The organism is Dyadobacter luteus, from assembly GCF_003383615.1.
Lineage (GTDB): Bacteria > Bacteroidota > Bacteroidia > Cytophagales > Spirosomataceae > Dyadobacter > Dyadobacter luteus.
Genome location: NZ_QNUL01000016.1, coordinates 51,837 through 73,766, shown reverse-complemented (window position 1 = coordinate 73,766; position 21,930 = coordinate 51,837). Strand labels below are relative to the sequence as shown.

Annotated in this window: 20 protein-coding genes and 1 tRNA gene; 9 read left to right on the top strand and 12 right to left on the bottom strand. The window is 40.9% G+C overall.

Going from position 1 to position 21,930, the window contains the following annotated elements; translation table 11 throughout:
- Window positions 1–37 precede the first annotated feature (37 nt).
- A complete protein-coding gene (locus tag DSL64_RS18345; protein WP_115832380.1) occupies window positions 38–601 on the bottom strand; it encodes an SPOR domain-containing protein in 564 nt (187 codons plus the stop codon).
- 111 nt (window positions 602–712) lie between these two features.
- Between DSL64_RS18345 and murB the strand changes: the two genes are divergently transcribed.
- The 4 genes from murB (at window position 713) to DSL64_RS18325 (ending at window position 6,319) form a co-directional block, all read left to right on the top strand.
- The gene (gene murB / locus DSL64_RS18340) at window positions 713–1,729 is read left to right on the top strand and encodes a UDP-N-acetylmuramate dehydrogenase (protein WP_115832379.1); all 1,017 of its coding nucleotides are present in this window, start codon (window positions 713–715) and stop codon (window positions 1,727–1,729) included.
- Between the two features lie 13 nt (window positions 1,730–1,742).
- Entirely contained in the window at window positions 1,743–2,942 is a 1,200-nt protein-coding gene (locus DSL64_RS18335; RefSeq protein WP_115832378.1) for a hypothetical protein, read from the top strand.
- A 194-nt stretch (window positions 2,943–3,136) separates the two neighbouring features.
- Window positions 3,137–4,798 carry a T9SS type A sorting domain-containing protein gene (locus DSL64_RS18330; protein ID WP_229217138.1) on the top strand — a complete coding sequence of 554 codons (1,662 nt, stop codon included), beginning with the start codon at window positions 3,137–3,139 and terminating at the stop codon, window positions 4,796–4,798.
- 45 nt (window positions 4,799–4,843) lie between these two features.
- The gene (locus tag DSL64_RS18325) at window positions 4,844–6,319 is read left to right on the top strand and encodes a hypothetical protein (protein WP_147300384.1); all 1,476 of its coding nucleotides are present in this window, start codon (window positions 4,844–4,846) and stop codon (window positions 6,317–6,319) included.
- Between the two features lie 40 nt (window positions 6,320–6,359).
- On the opposite strand, the gene DSL64_RS18320 is transcribed toward DSL64_RS18325, so the two are convergent.
- The 4 genes from DSL64_RS18320 to DSL64_RS18305 all read right to left on the bottom strand — a co-directional run bounded on the left by DSL64_RS18320 (window position 6,360) and on the right by DSL64_RS18305 (window position 11,071).
- Window positions 6,360–8,366 (bottom strand): T9SS type A sorting domain-containing protein, encoded by a 2,007-nt coding sequence (locus tag DSL64_RS18320; RefSeq protein WP_115832375.1) that lies wholly within the window; start codon window positions 8,364–8,366, stop codon window positions 6,360–6,362.
- A gap of 209 nt (window positions 8,367–8,575) precedes the next feature.
- On the bottom strand, window positions 8,576–9,286 hold the full coding sequence (locus DSL64_RS18315) for a glycosyltransferase family 2 protein (protein ID WP_115832374.1): 711 nt from the start codon (window positions 9,284–9,286) through the stop codon (window positions 8,576–8,578).
- A 93-nt stretch (window positions 9,287–9,379) separates the two neighbouring features.
- Entirely contained in the window at window positions 9,380–10,288 is a 909-nt protein-coding gene (locus DSL64_RS18310) for an ROK family protein (RefSeq protein WP_115832373.1), read from the bottom strand.
- Between the two features lie 72 nt (window positions 10,289–10,360).
- Window positions 10,361–11,071: an SDR family oxidoreductase gene (locus tag DSL64_RS18305; protein ID WP_115832372.1), complete on the bottom strand. Its 711-nt coding sequence runs from the start codon at window positions 11,069–11,071 to the stop codon at window positions 10,361–10,363.
- 62 nt (window positions 11,072–11,133) lie between these two features.
- Here DSL64_RS18305 and DSL64_RS18300 point away from each other — a divergent pair, with 62 nt between their 5' ends.
- On the top strand, window positions 11,134–11,862 hold the full coding sequence (locus DSL64_RS18300) for an MlaE family ABC transporter permease (RefSeq protein WP_115832371.1): 729 nt from the start codon (window positions 11,134–11,136) through the stop codon (window positions 11,860–11,862).
- 46 nt (window positions 11,863–11,908) lie between these two features.
- Window positions 11,909–12,655 carry an ABC transporter ATP-binding protein gene (locus tag DSL64_RS18295; protein ID WP_115832370.1) on the top strand — a complete coding sequence of 249 codons (747 nt, stop codon included), beginning with the start codon at window positions 11,909–11,911 and terminating at the stop codon, window positions 12,653–12,655.
- Window position 12,656: 1 nt separating this feature from the next.
- Here DSL64_RS18295 and DSL64_RS18290 read toward each other — a convergent pair whose 3' ends face one another.
- The 5 genes from DSL64_RS18290 to ubiE all read right to left on the bottom strand — a co-directional run bounded on the left by DSL64_RS18290 (window position 12,657) and on the right by ubiE (window position 16,844).
- Window positions 12,657–14,159: a lipopolysaccharide biosynthesis protein gene (locus DSL64_RS18290; protein WP_115832369.1), complete on the bottom strand. Its 1,503-nt coding sequence runs from the start codon at window positions 14,157–14,159 to the stop codon at window positions 12,657–12,659.
- Between the two features lie 143 nt (window positions 14,160–14,302).
- A complete protein-coding gene (locus DSL64_RS18285) occupies window positions 14,303–14,908 on the bottom strand; it encodes a TetR/AcrR family transcriptional regulator (RefSeq protein WP_115832368.1) in 606 nt (201 codons plus the stop codon).
- 333 nt (window positions 14,909–15,241) lie between these two features.
- Window positions 15,242–15,316, bottom strand: a tRNA-Val gene (locus DSL64_RS18280).
- A gap of 122 nt (window positions 15,317–15,438) precedes the next feature.
- Window positions 15,439–16,113 carry a type IX secretion/gliding motility protein PorT/SprT gene (porT, locus tag DSL64_RS18275; protein ID WP_229217137.1) on the bottom strand — a complete coding sequence of 225 codons (675 nt, stop codon included), beginning with the start codon at window positions 16,111–16,113 and terminating at the stop codon, window positions 15,439–15,441.
- Between the two features lie 8 nt (window positions 16,114–16,121).
- On the bottom strand, window positions 16,122–16,844 hold the full coding sequence (ubiE, locus tag DSL64_RS18270) for a bifunctional demethylmenaquinone methyltransferase/2-methoxy-6-polyprenyl-1,4-benzoquinol methylase UbiE (RefSeq protein WP_115832366.1): 723 nt from the start codon (window positions 16,842–16,844) through the stop codon (window positions 16,122–16,124).
- A 160-nt stretch (window positions 16,845–17,004) separates the two neighbouring features.
- On the opposite strand from ubiE, the gene DSL64_RS18265 reads away from it, so the two are divergent.
- Complete coding sequence (locus DSL64_RS18265; protein WP_115832365.1) at window positions 17,005–17,781, top strand: hypothetical protein; 777 nt, start codon at window positions 17,005–17,007, stop codon at window positions 17,779–17,781.
- 30 nt (window positions 17,782–17,811) lie between these two features.
- Window positions 17,812–18,387, top strand: coding sequence for a hypothetical protein (locus tag DSL64_RS18260; protein ID WP_115832364.1), 576 nt, complete (start codon window positions 17,812–17,814; stop codon window positions 18,385–18,387).
- Between the two features lie 6 nt (window positions 18,388–18,393).
- Here DSL64_RS18260 and DSL64_RS18255 read toward each other — a convergent pair whose 3' ends face one another.
- Entirely contained in the window at window positions 18,394–18,906 is a 513-nt protein-coding gene (locus tag DSL64_RS18255; protein WP_115832363.1) for a DUF6265 family protein, read from the bottom strand.
- Between the two features lie 123 nt (window positions 18,907–19,029).
- Window positions 19,030–20,922: an amidophosphoribosyltransferase gene (locus DSL64_RS18250; RefSeq protein WP_115832362.1), complete on the bottom strand. Its 1,893-nt coding sequence runs from the start codon at window positions 20,920–20,922 to the stop codon at window positions 19,030–19,032.
- Between the two features lie 274 nt (window positions 20,923–21,196).
- On the opposite strand from DSL64_RS18250, the gene recO reads away from it, so the two are divergent.
- Window positions 21,197–21,892: a DNA repair protein RecO gene (recO, locus tag DSL64_RS18245; protein WP_115832442.1), complete on the top strand. Its 696-nt coding sequence runs from the start codon at window positions 21,197–21,199 to the stop codon at window positions 21,890–21,892.
- The last annotated feature ends 38 nt before the right edge of the window (window positions 21,893–21,930 follow it).

Genomic DNA, 21,930 nt, shown 5'->3' with positions numbered 1-21,930 from the left:
TGATGTATAAAAAATATAAAATTTAAGAGTAAATAACTTATTCAATAACTCCTGAATTAACCATCAGGCTCTTTTTAATTTCTACCCTGTCCGAGAGTATTACTGCAGATGAATACTGAGCTTTTATCGTCTCCAGGTATTGCTCCGCATCACTTCTATAAATGAAGTCTCCGGCCTTAACTCTGTAGGTCGGTTGGGAATAGGAAACATAAGGCGTTAAATCCGGAAGAACCTGGTAAACATACGACTTCGCGGCGTCAGCCTCCTGCCTTACATTCCCAACATATATCTGAATACGATAGCCATTGATGTACTTAATAGCCTTATTTTGCTTAGAAAGGGAATCTAATGCAGAATCCAGTTTTTTATTAACATGAAGAGGCTTCTCGCTGGAAGTTGTTGGTGACGTAACGGGCTCCGGCTTTTTCTCTTCACTGATTTGCTCCTTCGGTTCGGTATACTCGAAACGGGGACGAACCTTTGCCAGATCGTCACCATATACAAAAGATGATGAACCTGCAATGTTCTTTTTGCTGCAACCGGCAAGGCTGAACAGCGCCGGAATCAGAATTGAAAAAAGAAATTTGTTCTTCAAAAACATGTGTTAATAGTTCGAAATGAGCGCACAAACTTAACCAAAATTGGAAGAATCACCAATTCAGCGCTAATTTGAATGTAATAGCTAACTTTACAGGAGTTTTAAGAATTGTACATGGAAATAAAAGAGCACGTTTCACTCCTTCCCCTCAATACATTCGGGTTAGATGCTGAAGCCAGATATTTTGCGGAAGCGGAATCCGAAGAAGATCTACAAAAACTGTTAGCGAATCCTTTATATAAGGAAATTCCCAGATTTGTCCTTGGCGGAGGAAGTAATGTTTTGTTTACGCAAAATATTGATGCGTTGGTCATTCATCCTGTTATCAAAGGCATTGAAGTGGTGAAGGAGGATGAACAGTACATATGGCTGAGTGTTGGTGGAGGGGAAGTCTGGCATGACCTTGTTATGCATTGTGTAGCGAATGGTTATGCAGGAATTGAGAATCTCTCGCTGATCCCCGGTACTGCAGGAGCTGCCCCCATGCAGAATATTGGGGCATATGGTGTGGAAGTGAAAGACGTGATTGTAGAGGTAAGGGCTGTTTCTCTGAAAACGGGTGAGTTAAGGATATTTACAAATGAAGAATGCCAGTTTGGGTACAGGGAAAGCATTTTTAAGAAGGAACTTAAGGACCACTACATTATTACAGGGATTCTGATCAGACTTAATAAAACGCCTGAGTTTCATGTTGAATATGGGGATATTCGTAAGACATTAGCCGATATGGGTGTTGCAGATTTGTCTATCCAGGCGGTAAGTCAGGCAGTTATACAAATCAGACAAAGTAAATTACCGGATCCTGCCGTGATAGGAAATGCTGGTAGTTTCTTTAAAAATCCGGAGATAGAGCAGTCTCATTTCAATCAGTTGAAGTTGAAGTTTTCAACCCTGCCCGGTTATCCTACCGAGCCAGGAAAGGTCAAAGTTCCGGCAGGCTGGTTAATTGAGCAGGCAGGCTGGAAAGGTTTTCGGGATGGGCAGATAGGTGTTCATGAAAGACAGGCGCTGGTACTTGTCAATTACGGAGGGGGGAGAGGAGAAGATATTAAGGCACTGTCAGAAAAGATAAAAGCTTCCGTAGCTGATAAATTCGGAGTGTCTCTGTCGACAGAGGTCAATTTTATTTAATGTAAGCATCAATATGCCGTCTCGTAAGCTATTCACATCCATTTTTATTTTTATCCTTTTTGTTGTTGTTTTTTTTCTGAAGGACAGATTTACCGGACCATTGTATCAGGATGAAAATCACTATCTCCCTGCTGCAGTTACGTTCAGCGAAGAGCCGATACCATCCCTGGATCTTCTCAGAAGTTACAACGAACTGAATACGCCTATTCCATTTATTCTTGGTGGATGGGTGGTAAAGCTATTTGGTGAAGATATTCAATACCTAAGGTTGCTAACCTATGGGGTTAGTTTTTTGCTATTAATGACATTTATTTGGTCTGCTCCTGATCGGTCCAAAAGGTTTTTCTTGTGCCTTGCGGGATTGCTGCTTTTTCCTAACTACTATTTGTGCAGTGCCTATTATTACACCGACATATTTGCGATGGCGACTGCACTTGCAGGAACTGCTCTATATATAAAAGGGAAACATATCTGGTCGGTGGTATTTTTTATAGCAGCAGTAGCGTGCCGGCAGTACATGCTTGCATTCCCGGCAGCGGTCGTTTGTTATGAATTGTGGATATTACTTAGAAAGAGCCAGGGTATACAACAGCTTGTCACATATGCTCTTACCAAAAGGGTATGGATGTGGTATGTAATTGCAGTGCTGAGTATTGTTCCGTGGGTAATATTATGGAACGGTCCGGCCCCGGCCAGCGTCATGGCCGATCAGCACTATGATTCAGACAAAATTGTTCATTACAATTTTGGATTTGTACTTTATTCCTGCGCTGTATTAGCCGTTTATTATGTTATCCCGGAAGTTTTGTTTACCAAAAAGTGGAAGTATTTTTTAGATTATCCTCGTAAACATACTGTTTTTTTTCTCGGTGGTATTGCAGTCATTGTTGCGATTATCTTTCTATTTCCTGCGAAACAGGCTTATAATCCATATTTCACCTGGCCGTATCTGGGATACGTAGATCAATTGCTGATGACGATAGGGATTTCGGGGATTTTAAAACAATGTGTTTTTGGGATCCTGATGCTGATCACGTTGATGCGTTTCTTTTCCCCGAATCTTAATTTCGCAAGTTTTGTAGTTCTGTTTAATCTTTTATTACTCGGAAAAGCTCAATTATCCTGGGACAAATATTCACTTCCTATGATTATGGTATTGTGGTTTTTAGCTATGTTCGATGAAGAGTGGGCTTTGGCGGAAAGAGAGAATTAGAATGTTTTTGTAAGGCAAAGTGTGAACTAATTAATATAATTTTGAATATATTAATCACCTAAATCTTCGCGGATGGGATGAGTTATATATTCAAAAGTTCTGTCGGATTATTTGTTCTTCTCATAATCTGTTCTTTAACAGAAATATACGGGCAACGTGTATATTCTGTTTATTTTAATCAGTTACCGACCGATATGCAATTGTATGCCCGGGATGACAATAATATGGCTGAGGTTCCTATTTCCGGAATTATCGAAATACCGGGTTGGAGTCACATGTCAGTGATTACTTACAGAAACGGAGAGAAGGTTGGCTATCATAAATCGTTGCTGAATTATCAGGGAAGAACTTCAACAACATTTGAGATGAAGCCAACCATAAAGGCTGAAATGGCTGATTATAGTTTTGAAGTTTTTGCATGTAAAGCCACTGATTCAATCTCCTTAATAAAGAGGAACGATGTTGTAGCGGGTGATTTTTATGTCATTAGTGGGCAATCAAATGCATCAGCAACTATTTTTGGAAATTGGTCGAGCAAGTATGCAAGGACTATTGCGCGGATTCCGGATGAAAGTCCTGCTATAACGCCTGCTGATACCTTATGGATTCCTGCTGCATGGTCATGGACATATGTAGGTGCCTGGGGATTGGAGCTTCAAAAACAGATATTAGAGGAGGAGGGGATTCCGACATGTGTGATCAATGGATCTTTACCAGGCAAAAAGATTAGTGAATTTTTGATTGATAGTGACACTAATCCAATCAATGTAAATTCTTTATACGGGTCTCTTCTAACCCGGGTAAGGAAGGCCAAACCTACCAGAATAAGGGCTTTTTTCTGGGTGCATGGTGAACAAGAGGCCTTAGAATATATCAAAACGTATCCGGAGCAGTACGATCAGCTCTACAAGAAGTGGGTCAGAGATTATCCTGAGGTGGATCAATTCATAGTATTGCAAACAAATCTGATACTATTGAATCATGAGAATAGTGTCCCCATATCAGGATCTATTCGTGATTTTCTACGGAGGACGAAATATTTGTACGCCAAAACGGACCATTTTAGTCCGATTGGGATTGCAGGGTATGATGGAATGCATTATTCCAGGCCTGGATATGAAGAGTTAGGGCAAAGACTATTTCAATTTTTACGTCCCAAGGTTTATAAATCGGGCGACTCAGATAATGTCAGAAGTGCTGATATAAGGAAGGTACAATATACATCGAATCTTAAAAATGAAATTGTACTAACCTTTGATGAGGGACAAATGTTGAAATGGGCAAATGACACAACCATCAGGGGAGAAGATGGTCAGCCTCTGACCATAAGTCTGAAAGATCTTTTCTATCTGGATGGAGATGAAACAAAGAAACATTTCTCGGCTGGAAGAGTGGATAGTAATCGTGTAATCTTGACTCTTAAAGAACCGTTTGATGCTAAAAAAATAAGTTATCTCCCCTCTTACTTTATCAAAAATTTACCTGATCCTACAAAACTAAAGATTGGGGTGTTTAATGGCCCTTATTTGAAAAATAAAAGGGGAGTTGGAGCATTTTCATTTGAGAATGTAAGTATCGACCATGGTGTAATTCTTGGAGATGAAGATTTGATTGAAAAATTGTTTGTAAATGCTTATCCTAATCCTGTAGAGGATTTTCTTAGTATTGATTTTGAACAAAGTCGTAGCAATACGGTAGAAGTTTACAGCCTTACAGGCAAAAGGATGTTTTCAGAGGTAGCTGTGTATCAGAGATATTTAGAAATAGATATGAAAATATGGCCGAAAGGGATTTACATATTAACCGTGAAAACCGGAAATGGTAAGATGGTCAATAGAAAAATTTTTAAGAATTAACTTGTAACCCATCATGTAGCGGCTTTGGCCGTTATGGCTTGTAAAATGACTGAAAAGTTTCTGAGAAATATTAGTATTATCTATTTAGCGCTTCCCAATTTTCTGTTCTATTTCTACTGGGTAAATATACCAATAGCTATTCTCGGAACAGTAACATTGAGCTATCTGATCTTAAAAGACAGTTTGGGAAAGGATTATAGTTTAGAGATTGTGCTAAATGCCGGGCACCTTGTTTCCATTATTGTATTCTCACTTTTCCTCACACTGGTTTCCGGTATTTGTGGACTGGCATTCCAGAATGTTGATTACTGGGCTCACAATGTCAAATTCTATGAGCTTATGTCGTACGATTGGCCACTTCGATTTGATGAGGCTGTAATTTCTTACTATTTCGGATATTACGTTGTTCCTGGCTTTGTTTTTAAAATGACTGGCGAGATCAGTGAAATAGTAATTTTTATATGGACATGGATTGGATTGCTGTTAGGAGTTTGCTGGCTATATCTTGTTTTGAACAAAAAGCTTATCCTGGTTTGGGTCGTATTATGTATAGGAGATTTTCCCCGCTTGCTCAAGGCACTATTTTCTCTTTTTTCTGTAAACCTATATTCATTCGAAGATTTTGGTATTGAGATCTGGTCTAACTTCGAAAATCTACTATGGGTTCCGAACCAAATTATCCCTACTCTGTTGATCGGCGGTATGATGGGGTATGCATTAAAAAAGCGTCAGCAACTTGATTTATTGGTATTGCCTGTAGCGTTATCTTTTTGGTGGGCAGTATTTCCTACATTTATAAGTGGACTCTTAGTCGGGGGATTGGTATTCAGGAGTTGGATTTTATTTCCGGGAGAACAGAAGTGGAGTCGGATAGTTAATAAAAGTCTGCTTCCATTTTTAGTATGCGCGCCTGTCCTAATCTTTTTCCTATCACACAAGGCGTCCCCACTGTCTGGTTTTGTATGGACGTTTCGTGATGCTACGAGCAATTTTATCGTTGAATATGTGGTAAATATAGGCTTGAATGTAATTATTTTTTTTAGCCTATACTCCCTGTATAAGAGGGCGAAGCTGCCCGGTTTTGACAGTATACCTGCTTATTTTATATTCGTTCTTATAGTTACTTTGCCGCTTTATAGAATGGGGGAGGTGAATGACCTTTTATTTCGTGGTGCGATGCCACTGCTACTTCTGATCGGTATGTATTTATTATACCCGTTAAGTATAAGCTCCGGGTACGATTTTTTTTTAATGGTCAGGAAGAAGCCAGTCATGATGGCTCTGATTATTTTGCTGTTTTCTTCGTCAATAATATGTCTAGAGAGAGTTTTCAGAGCTGCTGTTCATAATCCCATTATTGCCGGGACTGTATTAAACAAACATGGTTTCGAGCCGATTCCTTATGATCGGTATAATAATGTGTACGAAGTTCTTCAGATGAAGTGGTCTCAAAAAGGTGCTGATCAATACAGTGGAGATACTAATTCATATTATGAAAAATACATAGCTCCGCAACGTTGATAGCTTCGGAACTATGTATTAAATGGATCCCTGAGGATTCTTATTGTACCAGAATTTTGTGAGATGTGAAGCCTTGTTCAGTCATTACCTTAAAAATGTACTGTCCTGCGCTCATACCTGTGGTTGGGATAGATACCCAGTCTTGCCCGGAATACTCTTCTGTTTTGACCTTCTGTCCTGAAGTAGTAAAGATATCAACTCTGAGAATTTTATATGTACTGGAAACGATATTGACATTTTCCTGAATCGCCGGATTGGGGAAAACGGATAAGCTGGTAGCTACAGGAGTAGGTGTATCTTCATTTTGCTTCACAATGGTTGTTGATATAATTTTTGACTCGGAAGTAGCTGAAATACCTCTGATTGAATACGTATATTCAACGCCTTGTTTAGCACTCGGATCGCTATACTCCGTTTGCCCGGCTTTGAGATGAATTACCTCGTGAGCGCGAAGGGCGCCGATGCCCGAAACACGTTCCAGCATATAACTTGTGGCTGATGGGAGGGTATTCCATTTGAGTACGATATTGCTTTTGTCCTCTGAAGCGTTTAAAGTCAGTGCCCCCAGATCAGTATACGGATGAATTTTGTTGTGGTGAAAAGCAAACGCCCGGAAACCTTTTGTATTCCTCAAAAATGGTCCAATATATACCCAGGGAGCTGATAACAAACCAGCAAAGTGATACTTGGATGGCAGATATTTTATGGTCGTATCATTTCCAACATTTTTCAAATCAACGATGATCTTGTTTGCTTCCGCTCTTCCGGATTTCAATTTTTGCCACTCTCCATTGAGAAAGAAAAAATCTTTAACCGAATAGTTCGAATAGGGTTCCTGGCTTCCTTCTATATTGACTGTAATAGTGTCATTAGGATATACCATTTCCTGGTAATCTTCAAATACCATCGTGATTTCACTAGACTGAGGATTTGAATAAAATGCCTTTTGCAGACTTGGCGAGGTCATTTTTTCTTTTTTACCATAGTGAAAATAACCCGCCATGTCAGCCATTTCCTGACCTAATTTGAGATATCCATCCAACCCATAATGAAATCCGTTCCAGCCAGGAGCACCAAGTGCTGCATAAGGCTGTACAATGGGTAGAGTTCTGTCAAGCGTACGTTGTGATTCTCTGAAAACACCAATCCGATCGTCATAAGCCCCACCTCCAAAAAGAGGCAATTGGAAAACGTATATTTTTTCAACAGAGGGGTAATCTTGCTGTAACTGATTTACCAGTGCGGGAAATCGGGGTGCCCATGACAACGGATCCGGGGACGCAGCTTCGTTTTCTCCCTGCCAGTAATAAATGGCTCGCGTGTAAGGTAAAAGTCCGGATTGAGTCGCATAACTCAGCATGGATCCGTAAGGATTGGAACCATCCGTAGGGTTCGAATTATTGCGGACGGTGAGGTCGGCCAATGACGCTCCTGCTACAGCACCGTTGATAACACAGGTAGGAATGCCATATTTTTCTGCCACTAACCGCTGAAATTCTATTCCGAAGATACCCACTCGTGGAGTCACACTATTGGACAATCCCCATAAAAACCCTCCTTCACCACCCGAAGCTCCAAATGAACGACAATATTCATTTCTGTACTGATAGTCCACTTCCCATGCTACGGCATTTGACTGGCCATATATGATGTAGAAATCACCGGCAACAATGTCGGATCTTTTAACGATCAGAGAGGAATCAGTCGCGGATTTAATGGCATAAATCTCGAAAGCATATTCAGCTAATTCGGATTTAATTTTTGTATCAAACTTGAATTGAGCAACTCCGTTTGTATAGCTCGCGCTGGCTTTTTGATAGCCTGTTTTTGCTTCATTTCTATATCTAACTACAGAAATATGTGTAAATCCTGGGCTTTCCAGCCGGCCCGAAATAGTGATAGCAGCTTCGTTGTTTTTATCTCTTGGAAACAGCTGTTTATCCGACGGAAGCTTATCGAAGCTGGCAAGGTTGAATTTTTGTCCAAAGCTCTGGATGCCGGAGGTTGCCAGAAGGATGAGACAAAGCAGAAGTATATGTCTTATCATTGTATAAAGGCGAATCAGTATAGTAAGCAGATGATAATTATGAGGTAAAGGTAAGCGTTGAAATTTTAAAATCGGGTAAGAAAATACAACACATTTACCGAAGAGTCCTAAAACGATTGCGATTAGCTCAATAGCGAATGTTGTAGTACACCTGATTACCACAATTGTGATTTCAGGGTATTGAATGAATTAAGGAGTGGATTTATTGATCAGTTCCCCAACCCGTATCGCAAAATGCAATAGATCGCCCTGAAACCATCTTTCCAGTTGATTTTTTTGCCTTCTTCATAGGTTCTTCCGTAATAGGAAACACCTACTTCGTAAATTCTGATCTTAGGGATTTTTGAAATTTTTGCTGTAACCTCTGGCTCGAATCCGAAGCGATTTTCTTTAAGATTAAGACCTTTGAGCATATCGGCACGGAACAGTTTGTAGCAGGTTTCCATGTCTGTAAGGTTAAGATTACAGAACATATTGCTCAGGAAAGTAAGAAATTTATTTCCGATGGTGTGCCAAAAGAAAAGAATACGATGAGGGCGGCCACCCATAAAGCGCGATCCGTACACCACGTCAGCGTATCCGTTGATAACAGGTCTCAGAAGAACATTGAACTCTTTAGGATCATATTCAAGATCTGCATCTTGTACGATGATATAATCACCGTTTGCACGGCGTATTCCCGTGTGCAGTGCAGCACCTTTTCCTTTATTTACTTCATGCCTGAAATACGTGATTTCTACTTCCGGATTTTCCGTCATAAATTGACGAACTTTCCCTTCTGTATTATCTGCAGAGCAATCATTTACAACCACAAGTTCCATCGTAAACCCACCTATCAGTTCCACTGATTTTAATTTTTCCAACACGGTGAGAATGGTTTTTTCTTCGTTGTAAGCGGGTACTATTACAGATAATTTCATTAGAAATAATGTATGTCAATAAAATTTTACGGGTGTAAAGATATAAAAAAAGCGCCCTGTTGCATGTAGCAGGGCGCTCCGTTCAATAACTTATTATTCAAAACACAGAGAAGCAGCCCCCAGCAGACCTGCGTCATTGGCAAGCGTAGCTCTCTTGATATTGATTGTTTTGAGGTAGTAAGGAGTAAGCCAATACTGGAAGCGCTCCGTAATAGCTGGCAGGATGAATTCAAAAGATGCAGAGATACCTCCACCGATCAGAATAGTGGTAATGTCCAGAATGCGAATCATTGAAACCAGCCCTTCGCCTAACAGATAGCCCATTTCTGTGAAAATAGCCTTCGCCAGTTCGTCTCCGGCTGATGCCGCAGCTACAAGGCCTGTTGTGGAAATTGTTCCGTCTGCCGGCAATTGTGTAGTTCCGGTGTAGGCGGCTCTCATTGCGTTTGCCATGTCGAGCAATTCCTTTTTACCAATATTTCTTTCCAATACTTTTCCATGTTTGGAAGGAACGTGTCCTGGCTCCATAGCGTTTCCGCCGCCACCTTTGAACACCTTTTTATCAATAATAGCAGCTCCGCCGATACCTGTTCCAAGCGTTACAAATATGTAATCCTCAGGTAGTTTATCTTCGCCGAAATAATATTCTCCCAGTGCCGCAGCATTTGCGTCATTTTCCAGGAAGAAGTCATGATTCGGGAAACGTTTCTTTAAATCAGGAACAATTGTAATTCCATCAATTTCAGGAATAGCTGTAATCTCAATCAGTGTTGTGCGGGCTCTGTTGGTAAGGCCAGGAACACCTATTCCGACTTTTTTTACTTCCGGATATTCAACCAGTTGTAATGCGATCGCATCGCCCAGTCTTTCAATAAAGTGGCCTGAACTTCGCCAACTAGCGGTATCGTGGCTGTAAAAATTGGATATTCTTCCGTCCGTAGCATCAACGATCCCCATTTTTACGTTGGTGCCGCCCACGTCTATACCGAGGTACTGTTCCATGAAATCAATATGGGTTTAATAAATAATTTTAAAAATGCCGCAATTTAGCAAAAATGCCTTATTGTTTACAAATCAATCTAAATCTCCTAATTGCGGACGTATCAGGATTTCCTCAATTACAGACCTTGGAGAAAGTGAATGAGCTGCCCAGATGCTTTCTGCTACATCTTGCGAGTCCATAAATCTCTCCTGAGGAAGATCGGTTCCCTGCCAGCTGTCTGTATAAGTTGCGCCTGGAATTACAGCCGTTACTTTTATCTGGTAAGGTTTCATTTCTTCCCGTAACACCTTTGTCATACCTAAGAGCGCGAATTTGGAAATACAGTAAGATCCGCCATTAGTATATGCTGTAATGCTAGCTGTAGAACATATGTTGAAAACATGTCCCTTTTTCTGTTCCATCATCCCGCCAATAATTCCACGCGTGAGATGATAGGCACTGTAAACATTGGTTTCAATCATTTTCTCCAGTGTACCTTCTTCTTCATTGTGAATCTGCCCCGGAATAAATACTCCTGTATTGTTAATGAGGACCATTACCGGTCGGTTCATGGATTGTATGAAAGCAACGAAGCCATTGACTTCCTCCCTAACCGACATATCAGCAGTTTTATAAAACAATTGGGATTCAGTGTACAGGTTATTCATTTCCTGTTGTAGAGAGGAAAGATCCTTATTGTTTCTTGCACAGGTAATTACATCACATTTTCCTTTCAGAAATCGCTCAACGATAGCTCTTCCAATTCCTTTTGTCCCTCCGGTTACGACTACTAATGGATTCATTTTTCTCTTTACTTCTTTTTTTGCCTAATTTTCCCGAAAATATTGAATACAATTAAGATATTATGTCTGTAATCGGTAAATACTTCATTTTTTTAGGATCGTTATTTGGCAAAGGGGAAAAATTATCTGTTTACTGGCGGCGTTTTATTGAAGAGTGTGTAGGTATTGGCGTAAGTTCAATTTTCATTGTCGCTATCGTTTCTACCTTCATAGGTGCTGTTTCCTGTATTCAAACTGCGTATAATCTTGTAAGTCCTATCATTCCTGTTTCCACGGTGGCTCTTATCGTTCGGGATATGCAACTTCTCGAACTGGCTCCTACCATTACCTGTATCGTACTGGCCGGCAAAGTAGGTTCCAATATCGCCAGTGAACTGGGAACCATGCGTATTACTGAACAGATCGATGCGCTCGAAGTAATGGGAATCAATTCTTCTTCTTATCTGGTGCTTCCGAAAGTACTCGCAGCCATGTTTACATTCCCTATGCTCGTGATTTTTGCAGCGTTTCTGGGGATTTTTGGCGGGTACCTTGCCGGTACACTCACAGGTGTTATTACGGAAAAAGATTATCTGGCGGGGATCAGAGATTCGTTCGTTCCCTATAATATCTTTTTTATGTGTGTAAAGCCATTTGTATTCGGTTTCCTGATCGCGACCATTTCTTCTTATCAGGGTTATTTCACGTCTGGTGGGGCATTGGAGGTAGGTAAAGCGAGTACAGGTGCAGTGACGAATAGTTGTATTTCCATTCTGATCGCAGATTACCTGCTTGCACAGTTACTGTTGTAAATGAGGTTAGCTGTAAAAAATCTGCTAACAACAATTTTAAAAGAACATGATTGAAATAAAAGGTATAGAGAAAGCCTTCAGTGGAAAGGAGGTCCTGAAAGGAATTACATCTTCGTTTGAAAAGGGCCAGACAAACCTGATCATTGGTGGAAGCGGGACAGGAAAAAGTGTTTTACTCAAATGTATGATCGGTTTGGTAAAGCCGGATTCAGGTCATGTATTATATAACGGCAGGGATTTTTATAACAGCGATAAAGATACACAGCAGTCGATAAGAAGAGAGATGGGCGTACTTTTCCAGGGAGGTGCATTGTTTGATTCTAAAACGGTTGAGGAAAATGTCCGTTTTCCATTGGATATGCTTACAGATCAATCAGAAAGTGAAAAGCGGGATAGGGTTGCTTTTTGCCTGCAGCGGGTAGGACTGGATGCGGCAGCGAAAAAAATGCCTTCGGAAATCAGCGGTGGAATGAAAAAGCGGGTGGGCATTGCCAGAGCCATTGTCATGAATCCGATGTATCTGTTTTGCGATGAACCTAACTCAGGGTTAGATCCGCTGACATCCGTTAAAATTGATGAACTAATCAAAGAAATTACGGAAGAGTATGGAATTACCACAATCATTATCACGCATGATATGAATTCGGTGCTGGAAATTGGTGACAACATCATCTTCCTGTATCAGGGACACAAACTCTGGGAAGGAAAAAGCGGTGATATCACTCAGACCAATGTAGCAGAGCTAAAAGAGTTTTTATTCTCCAATAAACTGCTTCGCGAAATGGGGCGTTAGACTATTTTTTTTGAAAAAAAGGTAAATGTTTACGTTCCATCATAAATACGCCGGCTGTAAATAGCAGCAGTATAAACATATGAACCGGAACGGATATCCATAGGTTGGGGAGTGTCAGAAAGGTGGAAGCTACAATCACAGCTCCTCCGGCCAGAATATAACGTATGGCGGAATTCAGATCATAGGGTACCGGATAAAATTTCTGGCCATAGTAATAACATAGACTCATCATTACAAAGCTGGATGTGGCAAAGGCAATGGCACATCCCAGATAGCCAATCAGAGGTACCAACACTACGTTCAGGACGATTACTACGCTTGCACCAGTGAGCGTAAGGTAAGTGCCGTATTGGGTTTTGTTGGTAAGCTTGAACCAGGCGGCCAGATTGTAGTAAATTCCAAGAAACAGGAATGCACTCAACAGCCATGGAACTGCGGGTAATCCTTCGTGAAATATTTTCTTTTTGAGAAATACCTCAGCGAGCAGGTCAAGATTCAGGCATATTCCCACCCACATAATGACACAAACGATGATAAACCATTTCATGATCTGGGCGAAAACCGGTGGTGCATTTTTATCTTCTCCCTTTGAAAAGAAGAAAGGCTCGGCAGCGTATTTGAATGCCTGAATGGCCAGATTCATAAATACTGAAAGCTTAACGCATTGTCCGTAAATTCCGATGGCATCTTTAGTGGTACGCCCGGGATAGAAATTTTCAGGGAGCAAATACTGCAGAAAGAGCCGGTCAAAGAGCATATTGGTAACCGCAGCGAGGTTCATGATCATAATCGGGAAAGCGTATACCCACACTGGCTTAAACAGCTCACGGTTGAACACAAACCGGAAATCTGCCAACTCTCTCCATAGCATAGGGATAAAAAGAAGATTGGCAATCACATTGGCCAAAACGATATAATCTACTGCATGAACCGGATCATAAAACAGGTCTACTGCCGGTTTCAGGAAGGACAGGTATTTACCAAGATATATGTCTTTGCACAAGACGAGGAAGAAAAGGTTGAGTCCGATATTGATCAGAATATTGGATACCCGAATCGTCACAAACTTTAGTGCTTTTTTTTCGAGCCGTAATCTGGCAAAAGGAATTGAGACAATGGCGTCAGTTGCCATGATGAGCGCAAACCAGCGTACGAGCTTTCCGTTTTCAGGATATTCTATAATCGCTGCTATAGAGTCAGAAAATGTGAATATGACTGATGAGATCGCAACACTCACAAATATCACTGCGGATAGAATCAGATTGTAATATCTTTTTTTGTCTGATTCAGCAGTGGCATACCTGAAAAATGCGGTTTCCATTCCGAATGTATACAGTACCAGGGCTATTCCGGCAAATGAAAAGAGCTGTACCTGTACTGCCAGTTCAGAAGGAAGAAAGAGGCTCGTGTGAAGTGGTACAAGCAAGTAATTGAGTAGCCGACCGAGCATTGTACTAACGCCGTATAATGCGGTATCACTGGCCAGCTTTTTTAAAACACTCATAGTAACAGAATAGAATTCCCTTTTGATTTCGCTTTGAGGGGCGAATTTTGGTTTGTGAGAGCAAATATAAGGGAAGTGTAAGCCATTATACCAAAATAGCCCGACTCATTGCTGAGAAGGGCTATTTTGATTATATCGAATATCTATTTACCGATGTCACTGACAATCCGCTCAATAATATTTTCAATTCTTTTCCAGCCATCATCTGTGCTGAGGTCTACATCTATCATTTTGGGACGGTAATCTTCTACCATAACCAGATAGTAGATCCCCGCTGACAAAAATGCCATCAGTCCGCTCGTATCCTCAAAGTTGGGCAATGTGCCGATCTTATCCAGTAAACGATTAGCTACAACATTTTTGGTTTCTGACAGAATGGATTTCCCTGTACCGATTTCCCAGCGAAGCAGGTCTCTGGTCGCCTTCCTCTCTCTGAGATCACGAAGGAAAGTGACCATCAGGTCAGTCATCGCTTGGTTGCGCTCTTCGGGAGGCAATGTTCCGATGCTTTCAGCATAGTCTTCAGCTGCTGTTGAAGCATATTCGCCTGATTTTACATATTGCTCCATCAAACCGTCCACGCTCTCGAAATAGCGGTAAATAAGGACTTTGTTGACACCAGCTGTACGAGCTATCAGGTTTACACCAACTTTGTCGGTGCCGAATTGCTCAATTACTTCTCCAACCGCTTTCAGGATTTTTCCTTTGGTCCGTTCGCGGTCACGTTTTTTGATTTTATCAATCTTCATTATGGGTGCTGTTTAGGTTAAAACGTAGTAAATGTAACATTTCATCTCAAAATATTATTAAATCAAAGGTCCTTAAGTAACCTTTTTTATCATTTTGGTAGATAAAATATTATAACGTGTTTGTGAAGGGGGTGTTTTAGGAAAGAAACTAACTGTGTGTGAGATGATTAGTTTCCGATTGTTACTTACCAGAAGTGTGTGGAGAGCAGTGAATTTAAGAACATTTTAATGTCGAAAACTGCCGCATTCATTTTCGTCATTCACTAAGTCGTTTTCTACGAAAGTAGTGAATGAAAAAGCCCCGTAACTTTTCAGTTACGGGGCTTTCAGTTGTGGGAGTTGAGGGATTCGAACCCCCGACCCTCTGCTTGTAAGGCAGATGCTCTGAACCAACTGAGCTAAACTCCCTTTCTGTTTTCTTCGTTTACCCGTCGTTTGGGAGTGCAAATATTGATGACTTTATTTTATTATGCAAACTTTGGTATAAAAAAATTTAAACTTTTTTATAATTGTCTGATTGTCAATAGTGCTTATTCGAAATTTAAATACAGCGTTACAGTATGTGTCGACAACCTGCCTATACCTTTGCCCAAAGAATTTTGTGAAGGTTGAAATACATTTCCCAATCCATGGGAAAAACGTAACTCCGGTGCGAACTTGAAAAACTCGAAAAACTGCTCGAACCCGACGCCGTAATCCAGTGTAAAGTCTGTCGACTTTGTATCCAGAGTTCCCACGCCACCTCCGCGGCCACGTCGTACGTTTGTCTCAATAGCCATGGTTATTCCTGCAATCATATACATACGGTTGTTCACCCTTCTTTGTGATTTATATTTCACCAGTAGAGGAACTTCAATCCAGGTTGACTCACGTTTGTCTATTTTCTCAGGACTTGAAGGATAGCTGTACCTTACTTCGCGCTCATACAGTGAAACGGAAGGTGTCGTACGCAGATCAAATCGCTCATTCAAAAATGCATTTACTGTAAAACCCATCCGGAATGCAGCCTTCGTAGGAGATTTAATTGAATAAGCAGTATCTCCTGTCATAAACTGTTCATTATGCTTGATTGCATAACGTGTGAAAGGCATAGCGAAAAGAATACCGTAATGAATCGGTTTGTCGTCGTAGAACTCCAGGTGCTTGCGGCGATAACCCTGACCTTGAGAAACAGCTTCCTGAACGGTAACGCTCAATAGGAGCATTACTAAAATTACTTTTGGCCAATGTAAATGGTACAGATCCCGAAGGTAAGTGGTATGCATTTGGTATTGATAAAACCCGCTTTTTTGAAAATATCAAGGAATGCCTCTCTGTCAGGAAATGCCTGTACAGATTCCGGCAAATAGGTATAGGCTGAACTGTCCTTTGAGACTGTCTTTCCTATTAATGGTAATATGTATTTAAAATAAAAATTATAAAGTTGCTTGAAAGGGAAACTCCGGGGCTTTGAAAACTCTACAACTACACAATTGCCCTGCGGCTTCATTACCCTGTTCATTTCAGTCAGCCCGGCAAGCAGATTCTGAAAGTTTCTTACTCCAAACGAAACGATCACCGCGTCGAAATAATTGCTCTCAAATGACAAGTTTTCAGAATCTCCGGTTTGAAGGGTAATGATATCCTGTTTGCCAAGCTTTTTGATCTTTTCACGGCCTACCGCCAACATTCCTTCAGAGATATCCACACCTATGATTTTTTCAGGCTTTAGGGATAATGCTTCAATGGCAAAGTCGCCGGTGCCACTTGCAATATCAAGTATCTTTTTAGGTTGTTGCTTGCGTAGCAGCTTAATCGCTCTTTTACGCCAGTATATATCCACACCTCCGCTCAGTAAATGGTTAAGCAGATCATATTTCGGAGAGATATTGTCGAACATCTCCGCAACCTGCTCTCTTTTACTGCCTTCTTTATCTTTATATGGTACTACGCTCATTGCAAATGGGATCAAAATTAAATATATACAAAACTACTGTAAAATATGATTAACGCAGTTGACAGGAAGATTATAGTTGAGAAGCAAAAAGATCATCCTGATTTTCTATCTGTTTTTTCTGTCTATTTTAATATATTTATGAAACACACTTCATCACACTATGCAATACATCATTCTTACTATGGCGGTCTTTCTGACCGTTGCGCGAGCAAGTTGCGCGCCTCACACTAATCAGGTCGATCAATCAGCACCATCCGATAATGATGCAAAGCCATCTCGTTTCTCTCTTTCTGTACGTGGAGGGCTTTCGCAGTTCTACGGCGAACTAAATGAACAGGATATGAAGGGTTCCTACGGGATAGGAGTTCACGGCAGAATTGCCAGGGGTGTTACGCTTGGCCTGGATTATTCGGCAGGGAAAATCGGAGGAGAGAAAGTACCCTTTTTTAATTCTTACTTTATCAATGAGTACAATGCTGTTGAGTTTATAGGTCGCTGGAATCTTACAAAGCAATTTTCTAAAAGGAAAGAGGATTTGCTTGACATAAGTGTTTATACGGGCGTAGGAGTAATGTTTTTTAGCGCCAATGCTTTTGATCTGAATACCAATGAACTGGTCCGCTTTTCCAACAGCAAAACGAGTAAGCGGAATCAGCTCTTTTTGCGTTGGGGAAATCCGAGAGGACGGGCAGGAATCAAAAGAACGCATGAACGAATTATTCCGGTCGGGGCGATGTTGGATTACAATCTGACAAACAGGTTGAAGTTGGGATTAGACTTCAGATTTTACTTTGTCAGGACAGATAAGTTGGATGCAACATCCGGGCAAAGCCTGGATAATCCCGAGGAAGAGACATCCTATAGTGATACACCTAATGATAAATTCAGTTTGTTTGCTGTTACATTGACCCACTATCTGCGAAAGCGTAGCAAGTAAGGCGAGTAAACTCTAAATCAAAAAACGTTATTGGAAACGATCAGATATAGATTTTATCCGAGTCTTCTCAATCTTTATGGGAGATATCTGGATGGAAAGCTGGAGTACGAAGATTTTATTGCAAGAATCAATCGAGTACCTATCCCCACGACTGAGGCGCAGGCGAGAGGTATCTCGTTTGAAAATGCAGTGATTAAAGGGATTGATGAAGATCTTTATGACTACAGTATTCTTCAGAAAGTACGCGCCTTGTTACCCCGACCTATGATGCGGACGCAGGTATATTGTGAGCATCAGCTGGGCAATGTACTTTTTTATGGTTATGTGGATGTGATCGGAAAGACGCTGGCAGCAGATATCAAGACAACGAGTTTGTATGTTCCGGGTTGTTTCGCGCAGAGTCACCAAAATCTTTATTTACCTGCTTTGAGACAAAAGGGCATTCGGTCGCTCCGCTATATCATCACGGATTTCAAGGGAGTGTATCAGGAAGATTATGACCAGACAGTTGATCTGAGCTTTCAGAAGGAACAAATAGAACTCTTTTGCGGATTTCTGGAAGAGCACCGCAAAAGAATTACTGATATCCGTATTTTTGGTCTGTAGCGCCTATTAAGGAATACGGTTGAAAATAAAGAGGTCTATAAAAGTCCATTTTGGTGAAGCGCCTTCTTCCAGTTTCCCCCGTTGAATGACAAGTTGATTTTGCTTGCGCAGCTCATAAATGATACGAACGGTTGAATCGTCCTTTTCAAACAAAGCCTGGTTCTTTTTAGCTTCAATAAAGTTGTACGTGTCCGACACTTCCTTTTCTTCGAGGGCAATCATGCCTGGTTTGAAATGTTTCACGTGTGCTACCGGTCCTTTTTCAGTTTGTTCAAATGCGAACAGCTCATAAAGTGCGGGCTGATTATCTTTAATCATACGTATGAAGCCAGCAATATTGTTACCCTCGGGAGCAGTCCAGGATGCTTCGATCGGTCCGCCATTGTATGTCCCTTTCCAGCGTCCATTCAGAAAGCTGATGTCATTGAGCGTACCCGTTTTTGTAGTTTGTGCATTGCTTTGTACTGCGATAAAGGCAGAAAATACCGTCAGTAATAGAAATTTTGTAATTCTGGTCATATAGGTTTAGTGATTTTAAATGCTGTGCAAGTTAACAGAATATCTGTTTCGTAGAACCGGTGCTAAATGCAAAAAGCCGCTCATGATAGAACGGCCTTTTGTACAACTTATATTTTTTAGCTACTAATAAGCTCTTTCCAGTTTTCCTTCATGTGAATTAGCAAATGCCTTATTCACTACTTTATTTCCACCCATGGTAGGGTAGTTTCCAGTGAAATACCAGTCCCCCAAGTGATTAGGGCAAGCCTTATGCAGGTTCTCAACTGTCTGGAATATTACAGAAACTTCAGCATTTAAATCTTTCGGACGAATGATCTGAGCTATTTTATCCGATACTTCCTGATCTGTAAAAGGCTCATACAATGCTTTTACGTAGTTGGTATGATATGGATTTTTAGTCGCGATAGAAGTTACACTTTGCGTGTATACGTCTTCCAGAAGGTGATCCAGATCGCGCTCTTCCAATAATTTCAATACTGCACGGAAAGCAACAAAATCCTTCATTCTCGACATATCAATACCGTAGCAGTCAGGGAAGCGGATTTGCGGAGCGGATGATACTACTACAATCTTCTTCGGATTCAGGCGATCCAACATAGTAAGGATACTTTTTTCGAGGGTAGTACCACGTACAATCGAGTCATCAATGATAACAACTGTATCTACGTTTTTCTTTACAACCTCAAATGTAGTATCATATACACTCGACACCATATCGTCACGCAGGGCATCAGCCGTAATGAAGGTCCTTGACTTTACATCCTTTGTAACGAGTTTCTCAATTCTGGGTCGGAAAGACAACACACGTTCCAGGTCTTCTTCAAAAAGAATACCATCCATAATCGCTTGTTTCCGCTTCTTGGCCAGGTATTCTTCCAGTCCTTCAATCATTCCCAAAAATGCTGTTTCGGCAGTATTTGGAATGTAAGAGAAAATGGTGTTTTCCAGATCGTAATTAATTTCTTCCAGAATCTGAGGAATAAGCAATTTACCTAGTTGCTTGCGCTCATAGTATATATCCGGATCGGTTCCTCTTGAAAAATAAATACGTTCGAAGCTACATGAACGCTTTTCAAGACGAGGCAAAATAGGGAATTCGTTATATTCTCCGTGTTTGTCGATAATCAGAGCAGAACCTGGTGTGATTTCCTTGATCTGACCATAATCCACGTTGAACGCCGCTTTGATAGCCTGTTTCTCACTTGCAACTACCACTACTTCGTCGTCCGCATAATAAAATGCAGGGCGAATACCGGCCGGGTCACGTATTACAAAAGAAGCACCATAGCCCGTAAGTCCGCACATTGCATAACCTCCGTCAAAATCGCGGCATGAGCGATGGAGCACACGCTGCAGGTCCAGATTTTCTTCAATTACATCCGACAGTACAGGATTTTCATAAATTCCCTTAAACCTGTCAAATACTCTCTGATTTTCTTCATCAAGGAAATGTCCAATTTTTTCCATGACAGTGACAGTGTCCACCTTTTCTTTCGGATGCTGTCCCAATGAAACGAGCTTTCCGAATAGTTCGTCAACATTTGTCATGTTAAAATTACCTGCCATAACCAGATTCCTGCTGCGCCAGTTGCTCTGACGAAGCATCGGATGACAGTTCTCTACTTCGTTGGTTCCATGTGTACCGTATCGAAGGTGTCCCAGCCATACTTCTCCGGTAAAGGCCAGATTTTCCTGTAGCCATTGTCCGTCAGTTGCACGGTCCCGGTTATTCTTTAATCCTTTGCGGAATTTCTTATGAATTTTGGAAAAAATATCCGTAAGTGCCTGTTGCTCTACGGATCTGTATCTGCTGATGTATCTTTTGCCTGGCGGAACATCAATCTTAATGTTCGCAACACCTGCACCATCCTGACCCCGGTTTACCTGTTTTTCCATCATTACAGACAGTTTATGCACAGCGTATAGTGGTGTGTCATATTTGTCTATGTAATGTTGATAAGGTTTTCGAAGTCTAATCAGTGCAATACCACACTCATGCTTGATAGCGTCGCTCATGGGAAGAATAATATGTTAGAAATAGATCCGTTTGCTGTTTGCAAAGCTTATTCCTTTTTAATATTTGGTTAACGATTTAAAGACCTTTTTTAGTTCGTTAATGCGTGCAAAGATATGAATCCTTTCTCTTAAAAATATTCAAACCAGTCGTATTTTTAAAGGTTCTAAGCCGGTCGCCGACAGGATATAATGAGTATGATTCTTTCTGGCTGTGTTTGAAGAGATAGAAAGGGTAACCACCAATTATCCTAAATTTGATTTTAACCCGAAAACGATGCTACATAAGACCCGGGGTATTGCCCTCAGTTATATTAAATACAAGGAGTCTTCCATCATTGCGAAGATCTACACCGAGTTATTTGGTGTACAGACCTACATCGTAAACGGAGTCAGAAGCAGCAGTGCAAAACATAACCGTATCGCTTTATTTCAACCGCTTACACTCCTTGACCTGGTAGTGTACCACAAAGGTAAGCAGGATGAAATTCATCGTATCTCCGAAATCAAGTGTTACCATCCGTTCAAAACACTTCCTTACCATGTGTTGAAATCAAGTCTGGCACTTTTTATAACAGAGATTCTGGTAAAATCACTCAGAGAGGAAGAGGAGAATCAGCCATTATTTTATTTTCTGGAACAATCTGTGATTTATCTGGATGAAGCAGACGATGGATTTGAAAACTTCCACATTCAATTTATGCTGCAACTGGCCTCTTATCTGGGATTTGGTGTTGAGACACAGGAAGATCTGGAAAGAGAAATCCATCATCATCATTTTCCTCAGATAGGTGATGCAATTGAGCTGACAGCAATGGGTCGAATGATAGCGGAGGATTATGGAACCGTTATTGCGCTGGACAGGACGCGGCGTGTGTCTATTCTTGAAAAGACACTTTTTTTCTTTAAAATACATCTGGAAGGGCTTGGTGAGATTCGTTCCCTCGATGTCTTAAAGGAGGTATTAAAGTAGTGGATTCATCAATGATAAGGGTGGCACAATTTTGATGT